10 protein-coding genes are annotated in these 11,478 nt (G+C 60.6%); 6 read left to right on the plus strand and 4 right to left on the minus strand.

Going from position 1 to position 11,478, the window contains the following annotated elements; genetic code table 11:
- Positions 1-121: 121 nt before the first annotated feature.
- Positions 122-865: an RsmE family RNA methyltransferase gene (locus tag WC683_16975; GenBank protein MFA4974302.1), complete on the minus strand. Its 744-nt coding sequence runs from the start codon at positions 863-865 to the stop codon at positions 122-124.
- A 4-nt stretch (positions 866-869) separates the two neighbouring features.
- Complete coding sequence (locus WC683_16980; GenBank protein MFA4974303.1) at positions 870-1,730, minus strand: 50S ribosomal protein L11 methyltransferase; 861 nt, start codon at positions 1,728-1,730, stop codon at positions 870-872.
- A gap of 55 nt (positions 1,731-1,785) precedes the next feature.
- Here WC683_16980 and WC683_16985 point away from each other — a divergent pair, with 55 nt between their 5' ends.
- Entirely contained in the window at positions 1,786-2,544 is a 759-nt protein-coding gene (locus tag WC683_16985; GenBank protein ID MFA4974304.1) for a YIP1 family protein, read from the plus strand.
- A 20-nt stretch (positions 2,545-2,564) separates the two neighbouring features.
- On the opposite strand, the gene WC683_16990 is transcribed toward WC683_16985, so the two are convergent.
- Positions 2,565-3,344: a hypothetical protein gene (locus WC683_16990; protein MFA4974305.1), complete on the minus strand. Its 780-nt coding sequence runs from the start codon at positions 3,342-3,344 to the stop codon at positions 2,565-2,567.
- Between the two features lie 152 nt (positions 3,345-3,496).
- Between WC683_16990 and WC683_16995 the strand changes: the two genes are divergently transcribed.
- The 4 genes from WC683_16995 to holA are packed head-to-tail and all read left to right on the plus strand — an operon-like array spanning position 3,497 to position 9,824.
- Positions 3,497-4,483 (plus strand): glycosyltransferase family 2 protein, encoded by a 987-nt coding sequence (locus WC683_16995; protein ID MFA4974306.1) that lies wholly within the window; start codon positions 3,497-3,499, stop codon positions 4,481-4,483.
- 6 nt (positions 4,484-4,489) lie between these two features.
- Entirely contained in the window at positions 4,490-6,367 is a 1,878-nt protein-coding gene (gene asnB / locus WC683_17000) for an asparagine synthase (glutamine-hydrolyzing) (protein MFA4974307.1), read from the plus strand.
- Positions 6,360-8,792 (plus strand): leucine--tRNA ligase, encoded by a 2,433-nt coding sequence (gene leuS, locus WC683_17005; GenBank protein MFA4974308.1) that lies wholly within the window; start codon positions 6,360-6,362, stop codon positions 8,790-8,792. Before asnB ends, leuS begins: the two co-directional genes overlap by 8 nt.
- 3 nt (positions 8,793-8,795) lie before the next feature.
- On the plus strand, positions 8,796-9,824 hold the full coding sequence (gene holA, locus WC683_17010; GenBank protein ID MFA4974309.1) for a DNA polymerase III subunit delta: 1,029 nt from the start codon (positions 8,796-8,798) through the stop codon (positions 9,822-9,824).
- Between the two features lie 43 nt (positions 9,825-9,867).
- Here holA and rpsT read toward each other — a convergent pair whose 3' ends face one another.
- Positions 9,868-10,146 carry a 30S ribosomal protein S20 gene (gene rpsT, locus WC683_17015; GenBank protein ID MFA4974310.1) on the minus strand — a complete coding sequence of 93 codons (279 nt, stop codon included), beginning with the start codon at positions 10,144-10,146 and terminating at the stop codon, positions 9,868-9,870.
- A gap of 111 nt (positions 10,147-10,257) precedes the next feature.
- On the opposite strand from rpsT, the gene murJ reads away from it, so the two are divergent.
- A partial coding sequence (gene murJ / locus WC683_17020) for a murein biosynthesis integral membrane protein MurJ (protein MFA4974311.1) occupies positions 10,258-11,478 on the plus strand: 1,221 nt, incomplete at its 3' end.

The following is an 11,478-nucleotide window of genomic DNA, read 5'->3' on the forward strand; positions in this document are numbered from 1 at the left end:
CTGCTGGCTCCGCGGTGAGCTATGATCGCGGGCCTCTTCTTCGGCGCTGAGACATCGGCGAGGGGATTGATTTCGATCCTGTCCATTTAAGCGATATATCACATGATTCAGGCCGTGTCGATCAGACTGTCTCCGTGTTTCCCGATTCGTACTGATATATCGCGACAGCGGCGACTGCGGCTGTCTCGGCTTTGAGAATCTGTCGGCCGAGGCTCGCTGTCAGCGCGCCTTTTCCCCTGGCTTGGTCGACCTCTTCATCGGTGAAACCTCCTTCGGGGCCGATGATGATGATGCCTTCGCGAGAGAGATCGGCGTCCGCGAGCGCCTTGCGAATGCTGAGCGCGGCCTCGCCCTCGTACAGCAACAGCGCCGGTTTGAACTCCGTCAGGCGTGAACAGAGGAGCAAAAAATCGATCGCCTTCTCCACAGAGGGGACAAAGGGGAGGCCGGACTGCTTCGCAGCCTCCAGCGCTATCTTCCTGAGCCTCTCGATCTTCCGCGAGGAGCCGGCATGTTCGGCCTTCCTGACCGTGCGCGCCGAGTTGAAGGGAAGGATGCGGCGACAGCCCAGCTCCACCGACTTCTGGATCGCCCACTCCATCCTCTCGGCGCGGATCGATGCGATTGCAAGCGCCGGCGGAGGATTGGGGTCCACGCGCGTGATCTCCTCAATGATGTCGAGGATCACGCTCATTGCCTTGGCTTGCCTGATCACTGCCCTGAATGATCTGCCTTTGCCGTCCGAGAGCACCATCCAGTCGCCTTGTCCAAGCCTCAGCGATTGCAGGATGTGCCTGGCGTCGGCGCCGCGGATCTCCACATGCTTCGATGCGGCGAGGCTTGTATCCACGAAGAACTGGGGCATGGGATCATCCTCTCCTGAATATTACGGCGCTCCATTCACCGCGCCTCTTCGCCTCGCTGCTCGTGAACCCACGGCCATACGCGTCCTTTATCTCGTCCTCTTGGTCCGGGGTTATGCCGGAGAGCACGAGGGTGCCGTGCGGCGCCACCCTTTTCATTATAGGATCGCGAAGCTCTATCAGCGTGGGGAGCAGTATGTTGGCCACGACCAGGTCGAAGCCAAGGCCAGCGTCCTCAATTCGCTGGGCGAGCAGTATGTCGGAGCAGGAGTTCTTCTCGAAATTTTCTTTCGCGACCTCGAGCGCGTCGGGATCGTTCTCGATCGCGCAGATGTTCCTTACTCCGAGGAGCCTCGCCGTGATCGCGAGGATTCCGCTGCCGGTCCCCACGTCCAGCATGGAGCTTGCGCGGTGCGCGCACGATTCTATCGCTTCTGCGCAGAGCTTCGTGGTCTCGTGCAGGCCGGTCCCGAACGCCATCCCCGGGTCCAGGTTGATGACCGATTCGTTCGCGCGCGGCACGTAGCGCTCCCAGCTGGGGACCACGACGATGCCCTTGGCGATTTCAAAGGGCGCAAAGTGCTGCTTGCAGAGTTCGGTGTAATCCGCGATGCGCTCCCTCTGCACTAGGATGTCGGCGTCGCGCAGCCCGGGGAATGCCTTGAACGCCTGCGCTGCTTCGAGCTTGAGAAGGGGCTCGCTCCTCTCCGAAGAGTTGAAACAGGCGACGACGGTCACGAATTTTTTGTCATCGTGCGGCTTTTCGAGCGTGGAGCTCGAACCGAGTCCGCAGAGGAGGAACTCGGCGTTTTCAGCCTCCTCCTTTGGGACGGTCGCCTCTAGGCGCAATATATCGGGATCTTTCATGATTTGACCGCATGATCTAGCATGTGTTAGCTTGCTTAGCAAGACGGAGGGACGCGTGATCTACTGTTGTCCGCTTTGCAATAATAAGTTCAGGGCAGAGGGCCGGGGCGTATTCCTCTGTCCTTCATGCAGCCGCGAGCTCAGGGTGGGTGCACTCGCGGAAGGGACCGCGTGGGACGCCGAGTCGCAGGGCAGATGGGTCGAGGCGATCGTCGCCACAACCAAGGGCGCCATAGCAGAGCCCGGCATGTTCTTTTCACAGGTCGCGGGCGGCAGGGGGTGGGTCCGGCCCTGGGCGTATGCGCTCATCATATCGTCGCTGGTCTTTGTGATTTCAGCGGCCTATCAGTTCGGTTTCCAGGCACTGGCTTCGAGTTTTGAGCTTACGGATCCGGCCGAATCGTTGGCATTTTTCAGCATGTTCCCGATATCGGTGGGTGCGCTGATAGCGTTTGCGCTCGTGGGCATACCCTTCGGCATGACGGCCGGACTCCTGATACAGGCCGGGATCTACCACGCCTGCCTCTTCGTACTGGGCGCTGCGAAGAGGGGTTTCGCAGACACCTTCAGGGTCGCCTGCTATTCCATGGCCCCCCAGGTGTTTCAGCTGCTGCCGATAATCGGAGGTCCGCTCGCATGGGGTTGGCAGATGGTCCTCTCGGTGATCGGCATCAAGGTTGTTCATGAAACCACATACGGCCGCAGCGCGGTCGCCGTATTCCTGCCCATGATCCTCTGTTGCGGGTTCGTAACTCTGATAGGGGTCGCTGCAGGGGGCTGGATCTTCGCAAGCCTTATCTCAAAAGCCGTTTGACCACAGCGGGGGCGCGGCCATCAGCGCGCCTCGGCAAAACCCTTGAGCCTGAGTTCGAGCAGGAGCTCCTTTGCATCGGAGTCGCTGCCTGCGGCGATCAGCACTTGCTTCAGCTTGTCCGCATCTTTCCATGAGGGATCGAAGAGCAGGACGCGTGCGGTCGGCACGATCTCGGAGCTTTCGATCGTGACGAGGGGTTTGGCCCACGCAGCGCTGAGTTTGGCCAGAGTCTCCGCCTCTATCGGCGTCAGTATGGCGACGGCATCCAACTCCTTCGCTGCGATCTTCTTGAGCCCTGAAAAGATCTGCGTGGTCGGAGTCACGATTGCGTCGGCAGGGAGCTTGGGGAAGAGCTTCTCCCTCACGTAGGCCAGCTCCATCGGTTCGCTCGAGATGACCTTTGTGCCCGGCTTCAGCTCTTTTGATGTCCCCACGATCGCGTATCTCTCGGTGGCTGCACCTTTTGGCAGTGGGAGGGTTGCGAGCAGGATCTGAGCCTGGCCCAGTTTCTCCCTGTTCTGGCTGAAGGCCGCGAAGCTCACTATGCCCACGATGGGCTTGTTCTGGGAGATGTATTTGAGCCCCCCGTCGACGGTGTTGTAGTAGCGGCCGTCGATCGTGAGGTTTCCCATCTTCATGCTCACATACTCGAGGAACTCGTCGAGCACGGGCTGCGCCTCCTCCGTGCTGCCGGCCTCGCCCGGGTACCAGAAGACCATGGACGCGTTTCCGGCATGCGCCTGAGGAGCGGCGAGCGATACGGCTGCGACCAATAACAGGGCTGATGCGATCCTTTTCATTTCAGGCCACCCCCTTCTCATAGGGGCGATGTTTAGGCTGGTTTCTCATAATGTCAACCTCCGCAAGCCGCAGCTCCGGTCTCTAATTAGTTTTGACGCACGGGCGGCCGTATGTTAAGTGCCCAATTTAATTAAACGTTTTTGGGGGACCTATGCAGAACAGGCAGATGCTGGACACCGCAGACCGGCCATACGATCTCTCGGTCATCATTCCCTATTATAATGAAAGGGAGAGTCTGCCCATCCTCTATAATGAGCTCCTGGCGGTCCTTACGCCCACGAAACTCACCTACGAGATAGTGATAGTGGACGATGGTTCCGACGACGGCAGCGAATCACTCCTCCGTGACCTCGCGCAAAAGGACCACAGGATAAAGGTGGTGCGGTTCACGCGCAATTTCGGGCAGACGGCTGCGATGGCCGCGGGGTTCGCGTTCGCCAGAGGCCGCATCTATGTGCCGATGGACGCCGACAACCAGAACGACCCTGCCGACATACCGAAGCTGCTTGCGAAGCTGGATGAGGGGTTCGACGTGGTGTCCGGATGGCGGAAGAATCGCAAGGATGCGATGCTCACGCGCAAACTGCCCTCGAAGATCGCGAACTGGCTGCTCTCCGTGGTGACCGGCGTCAAGCTCATGGACTACGGCTGCTCGCTCAAGGCGTACCGCGCTGAGTACATCGACACGATCGATCTATACGGCGAGATGCATCGCTTCATACCCGCGTACGCCCACATGGCCGGGGCAAAGGTAGCCGAGATGGAGGTGAACCACAGGCCTCGCCTGAAGGGAAAGTCGAAGTACGGGCTAGTCAGGATATTCAAGGTCCTCATGGACCTCATCACAGTCAAATTCCTGCTCAGCTATGCCAGGAAGCCGGGCTATCTTTTCGGCGGCGTGGGATCGGTCCTGTGCGTGCTCGGCCTGGCCTCGGCCCTCGAGGTCATAGTGGAGAAGATGTGGGTAGGGACGTTCGCGCACAAAAATCCGTTTCTGATCCTCGCCGTCTTTCTCTTCTTCATCGGGGTCCAGCTCGTCATGATGGGCCTGATAGCGGAGCTTTTGGTTAGGACCTATCACGAGTCGCAGGGCAAACCGATCTACCTTGTGAAAGAGAGCATAAACATCAACCCCTGAACTGCCATGTGCGGAATCTGCGGCATAATCTACGATGATCCGTCGCGTCCTGTGGAGCGAGAGGTCCTGGTGCGGATGAACCGCACCATGTCGCACCGCGGTCCTGACGATGAAGGCTATTACATCGCGGATGGCGCCGGTTTGGCCATGCGCAGGCTCGCGATCATCGACGTGGACGGGGGCAGACAGCCTGTGATGTCGGAGAAGGGGGACGTGATCGCGCTCGAGAACGGCGAGATATACAACTTCGAGGAGCTCAGGAGGGAGCTCCTCTCAAAAGGCCATCTCTTCAAGTCGCGCACGGACAGCGAGGTGATACCGCACCTTTACGAGGAGGAGGGCGAGGGGCTGCCGAAGAGGCTGAACGGCATGTTCGGCATCGCCGTGTGGGACTCATCAAAAAGGGTGCTCCTGCTGGCCCGGGACAGGATGGGCGAGAAGCCGCTCTACTGGACGAAGAGGGACGGCGCGCTGATATTCGCTTCAGAGCTCAAGGCGATACTCGCTTACGGGAAAGGCTGGCGGCCCGATCGCTGCGCGATACAGATGTACCTGGCGCATGAATACGTGCCTGCCCCTCACACAATCTTCGAGGGCGTGTCCAAGCTCGAGGCCGGCGAGATGCTCCTCCTCAAAGGCGGCGTGCTTGAGCTTCGGAGGTATTGGAGCGTCCCGCTGGGGCAGGAGAGGAACGACATCTCGGAGACGGAGGCCAGGGAGAAACTTCTCCGGCTTCTGTCCAACTCCGTGAAACAGAGGCTTGTGAGCGATGTTCCCCTGGGCGTGTTCCTGTCGGGCGGAGTGGACTCTTCGACGATACTGGCGATGATGGCGCGCCACATGCGCCCCGGCGACATCAAGACGTTCTCGATCTCGTTCTCTGAGAGATCCTTCGACGAGTCGCACCATGCGAGGAGGGTGGCCGGGCATTTCGGCACGGACCACCATGAGGAGCTGTGCAGTCCCGACTCGCTGATCGAGATCCTTCCCAAGGTGACGGAACTGTTGGACGAGCCGTTCGCTGACCCGTCCATAATCCCCACCTACGCCCTCTCGCGTTTCACCAGGGAGCACGTCACCGTGGCTCTCGGCGGCGACGGCGGAGACGAATTGTTTGCGGGATACCCCACCTTTCAAGCGGAGCGCGCCGCGAACTGGTATCTCAAGCTGCCCAGGGCTATGAGGAGATCGCTCGTCGATCCTCTCGCCCGCGCGCTGACGGTATCGGACGAAAACATGAGCCGTCATTTCCTGGCGAGACAGTTTCTCAAGGGCGTCGAGCGCAAGGATGCGTCGAGGCATCCGATATGGATGGGAGCTTTCTCGGACGATGAGCTGTCCGAGCTCATGATAGGGGGTCTTGCCTGCGACGTCTATTCGGTCGAGAAACGCCTCTATGAAGAGGCTTTCGGATCGCGGGGCGGCAACGACCTGCTGTATTGTTACATGAGGACTTACCTCGCGGAGGACATATTCACCAAGGTGGATCGCGCTTCCATGGGCGTTTCGCTCGAGACCAGGGCGCCCTTCATGGCCCCCGAGGTGGTTGAGTTTGTCTCGAGGTTGCCGTACAGCATGAAGCTCCGCGGCTTTCGGATGAAACACCTGCTCAAGGACGCGGTCAGCGATCTCCTTCCGCGCGGCATAGCGGCAAGGCCCAAGAAAGGCTTCGGGGTGCCGATCGCGAAGTGGGTCAAGGGTCCCCTGAGGGAGATGACCCTGGATCTCCTCTCGCAGGGCAGGATGAAGAGGGAGGGGTTCTTCGATCCTGAGGTTGTGGAGGGGATCGTCGGCGATCACTTCGCCGGTAGGGCCGATAACCGCAAGAAGATCTGGACCCTCCTCATGTTCCAGAGATGGATGGAAAGGTGGGGCAATGCCTGAGAAAAATTACAACCCTCACGAAATCGAGGCGAAGTGGCAGAAACGCTGGAGCGAGGACGGCGTCTTCAAGGTGGAGCCGGAAGAGGGGTCGAAAAAACATTACCTGCTCGAGATGCTCCCGTATCCGTCCGGCCGCATCCACATGGGGCATGTGCGCAACTACACGATAGGCGACGTGGCCGCGAGATACAGGGCCATGCTGGGCTACAAGGTCCTGCACCCCATGGGCTGGGACGCCTTCGGCATGCCGGCGGAGAACGCGGCCATAAAACACGGCGTTCACCCCGCGAAGTGGACGCAGGAGAACATCGACTACATGCGCGGGCAGCTGAAACGCCTCGGGTTCTCCTACGACTGGGACCGGGAGTTCGCCACCTGCAACCCGGATTACTACAGGTGGGAGCAGCTCATCTTCACTCGGATGTACGAGAAGGGGTGGGCTTATCGCAAGACGTCCATGGTCAACTGGTGCCCGGCGTGCCAGACCGTGCTCGCCAACGAGCAGGCCGAGGGCGGCGTCTGCTGGCGATGCGACTCGCAGGTGGAGCTGCGCTCCATGACACAGTGGTATTTCAGGATCACCGACTATGCGGAGGAACTGCTGAGGGACGTGGATGAGAAACTCACAGGCTGGCCCGAGCGCGTGAGAGTGATGCAGCGCGAATGGATCGGCCGTAGCTCCGGGGCGAACATAGATTTTCAGATAGAGGGTTCCGACAGGAAGATCAGGATATTCACGACCAGGCCCGACACGCTCTACGGCGCGACCTTCATGAGCATAGCCTGGGAGCATCCGCTGGCTCTGGAACTCGCGGCGATACACGGAAAGAGATCGGAGGTCGAGGGCTTCGTGGCCAAGAGCTCCAAGATCGACCACCAGGCCAGGCTCGCCAACGCCTACGAGAAGGACGGGGAGTTCACCGGCGCGCACTGCATAAATCCCCTCACCGGCCGCCGCATGCCGATATACGTCGCCAACTTCGTTGTCATGGAATACGGCACAGGCGCGGTGATGGCGGTCCCTGCGCACGACCAGCGCGACTTCGAGTTCGCCCGCAAGTACAACCTCCCGATAAAAGTCGTCATCCAGCCCGACGGCGCGTCGCTCGACCCGAGGGCCATGTCCGAGGCATGGGAGGGTCCGGGCAGGCTGGTGGAGTCGGCGCACTTCTCGGACATGCCATCCGCCGAAGGGGCGCGCGCGATCACGGCGTATCTGGCCGAGAAGGGGTTGGGCGGAGCCACGGTCACATACAGGATCAAGGACTGGTGCATATCGCGGCAGCGCTACTGGGGCACGCCCATACCGATAATCAACTGCGACAAGTGCGGCGAGGTGGCCGTGCCTGAGAAGGATCTGCCGGTGCTCTTGCCCGAGAAGGTGGAGCTCACCGGCGAGGGAGGATCGCCCCTGGCGAAACTTGACTCCTTCGTGAATGCGAAGTGCCCGAAATGCGGCGGGCAAGGGAGGCGCGAGACGGACACCATGGACACCTTCGTGGAGTCCTCCTGGTATCTCTTCCGCTACGCGTGTCCCAAGTACGACAAGGGCCCGCTCGACCCGAAGGCGGTGGCGTACTGGCTGCCGGTGGACCAGTACATAGGCGGCATCGAACATGCGGTGGGGCATCTCATGTACTGCCGCTACTTCACGAAGGTGATGCGCGACCTGGGGCTTATAAAACTCGATGAGCCTGTGGCGGGTCTCATGACCCAGGGCATGGTCTACAAGGACGGCGCCAAGATGAGCAAGTCCAAGGGCAACGTGGTCGATCCGGACGACATGATAGAGAAGTACGGAGCCGACACCGTGCGCCTCTTCATGCTCTTCGCTTCGCCGCCCGAGAAGGACCTGGAGTGGAGCGACCAGGGGCTTGAGGGTGCAAGCCGTTTTCTCTGGAGATTCTGGAGGCTTGTGGACGGTTGGATCGCCGCCGACTCCGATGGCAGGGGAGATGCTGAGATGGATCGCTGGCGCAACAGGACCATAAAGAAGGTGACGGAGGACATCGAGCGCTACCACTTCAACACCGCGATCGCTGCGCTCATGGAGTACGTCAATTACCTCTACAGCGTGGAGGTGAAGGGGATGAGCAGAGAGGCGATTGAGTCGCTGGTCCTCCTCATGTCGCCTCTGGTGCCGCACGCGGCGGAGGAGCTGTGGAGTAACCTCGGCCACAAGGACTACATGTTGCGAGAGAAATGGCCCGGTTTCGACGAATCCAAGATCGCAAGCGAATCCGTGACGATCGTAGTCCAGGTCGCGGGCAAGCTGCGCGACAGGATAGAGGTGAGTGCTGCGGCCGGAGAGGAAGAGCTGAGGCTGGCGGCGCTGGCCTCCGAGAAGGTGAAGGCTGCGCTGGCAGGGAGAGCGCCCAAAAAAGTCGTGGTCGTTCCGGGGAGGCTGGTCAACATAGTGGTATGAACAATGCCTAAGATCGATATCACAGCGTTGGATCGGGAACTCAAACAGGGGAAGCGGAGACCCGTCTACTTCATAGTGGGCGAGGAGGGCTATCTCGCCCATGCTGCGCTTGCCTCGATCAAGGAGGCGTTGGGCGCGGGCGATGGCGGCGCGGCCGAGGTGGTGAGCTTCACGGCTCAGGAGGCCAGCCCCGAGGATGTGATAGGCGCGCTCCGCACCGTACCCATGCTGGGCGCGAGGCCTGTGGTCGTGATCCGCGGCGGCGAGGCGCTTGCCAAGGAGCGCAAGGCGGCGATCTCAGACGCCCTTGCCGAATATCTCTCTAAGCCGCTGGACTGCGCCACGTTGATCGTGGTCGCGGAGAAGATGGACGGCCGCACCAGGCTCATGCAGCTTGCGGAGAAGAGCGGGGCGATCGTCGAGTGCCGCAGGCTATACGACGACAAGGTCCCGGCGTGGATCAACATGCAGGTCAAAAGAAACGGCAGGCAGATCTCCATGGAAGCGGCGAAGTTTCTGGCCGAGATGGTCGGCAACGACCTGGGACAGATTTCCGGCGCGATCGACAGGATAGTCCTCTACATCGGGGATCGGAAGGCCGTCGACCTCAAGGATGTGGAAGCGGCCGTGGCGGACACCCACCAGAGGGACGTATTCGACCTGACGGACGCGGTGGGTGAGAGGCGGCTCTCGCGCGCACTCTCCTATCTACACAATCTCATCCAGAACGGCCAGCCGCCGCCGCTGATCCTGCATATGCTGGCAAGGCACTTCCGGATGCTCTCAAAGGCGCGCGAGATCTCGGGACGCACGAGCGACAGGACGGAGATGGCGAAGTACATCGGGGTGAATCCGTTCTACCTCCAGGGCTATCTCGATCAGTCGCAGAACTTCTCGCGGAGCGAGCTCAGGGGGAGCTTCGCCGTGCTCCACAGGTGCGACAGGGAGATAAAGTCGAGCCGCATGCCGAAGGAGAGGGTGATAGAGAGGGCGATCGTGGCGCTGGTCGAAAAAAAAGACGCTGCCCGCTGAGGCAGCGCCCTTCTTTTATTCCGGTTTAAATATCGACAGACCGTCAATTGCGCGCGGCGTTCGCCATGCGCGCAAGTCTCGAGGCGAGGCGGGAGGCCTTGCGTTTGTGGATCACTCCCTTTTGGGCCGCCTTCATCACGAGGGGGATGGCCTTCTTCACTAGCAGGTCGTCCTTCGTCGCCCTGGCCTCCTTGACCGCCGTGCGCATCCTCGAACCGCAGGCCTTGTTGACCAGGCGACGCTTTTCGCTCTGCCTGGCGCGCTTTATCGCGGAGGCATGCCTGCCCACGCCCATCTTCTTCTTCGTCTTGTCTATAGCCATTTAATTCTCCCTGGTTGCAAATGAGGAGTGCCGCAGCTATCATGGCACCTCCCTATTGTCAACCCCGCGTATTCGGGGCTCTTTTTATCAGCGAAGGGGACGGTCAGCGATATGAGGACGGAGCACGCCAATATAAGCCGCAGGGTGGGGACGGTCAGCTTCTTCACCCTCATCTCCAGGATCCTGGGGCTTGCCAGGGATGCTGTCCTGGCCTGGGCCTTCGGCGCTACCAGGTTCGCCGATGCCTTTTACGTGGCCTTCAGGATACCCAATCTGCTCAGGCGCTTGGTCGCCGAGGGCGCGCTCACCATCGCCTTTGTGCCGATCTACACCGAGAACCTCGCCCGCTCCAGGGAAGAGGGGAAGAGGGCGGCCTCGGTGGTCTTCACCTATCTGTCCATATTCCTGGCGCTGCTGGCCATCGTGGGCGTGATCGGGGCGCCGCTTCTCGTGAGGCTCATCGCGTGGGGCTTCACCGCGAGCCCCGAGAAATTCGAGATCACGGTCTTTTTGACCAGGCTCATGTTCCCGTACATCGTCCTCATCAGCCTCGTGGCCCTGGCCATGGGCATCCTCAATTCCCTCAAACACTTTGCTGCGCCGGCCGCGTCGCCGGTGCTGCTCAACATATTCATCATATTCGGCGCCCTCGTGCTGGATAAGCATTTCTCGGTGCCGGCAGAGGGCGTGGCGGTCGGCGTGATACTGGGAGGGATCGCGCAGCTGGCCCTCCAAATCCCGCCGCTCTGGCGCGAGGGGATGCTGCCCAGGCTCGATTTCAACTGGAGGCATCCTGCGCTCAAGGGGCTGCTCGTCCTCATGATACCCTCAGCGTTCGGGGCCGCGGTGTATCAGTTCAACGTGGTGGTGGTCACCTTTCTCGCGTCGTTTCTGCCCGACGGCAGCGTTTCGTATCTGTGGTACGCAGATCGCGTCTCGGAGTTTTCGCTCGGCATATTCTCGATAGCGGTGGCCACCGTCACGCTGCCGACGCTGTCGGACCATGCGATCAAGAAGGACACAGGCGCGTTCAAAGAGACGCTGCGTTACAGTCTAAAGCTGGCCTTCCTGATAGACATACCCGCTGCCGTGGGGCTGTATATCCTGGCACTGCCCGTGGTGAGCGTCCTTTTCCAGAGGGGGGAGTTCACGCCTGAGGCGGCCGTGGCCTCGGCCGGAGCTCTCTGTTTCTTCGCGGTCAAGATCCCGTTCGTCTCCGGCGTGCGCAACCTAGTGCCCGCCTTCTTTGCGCTGAAGGATGCGAAGACGCCGGTGGCCGTGTCGATCGTCGCCGTGATCGTGAACGCGGCGTTCGCCCTGGTGCTCATGAAG

Source organism: bacterium (assembly GCA_041648665.1).
Classification (GTDB): domain Bacteria; phylum UBA10199; class UBA10199; order 2-02-FULL-44-16; family JAAZCA01; genus JAFGMW01.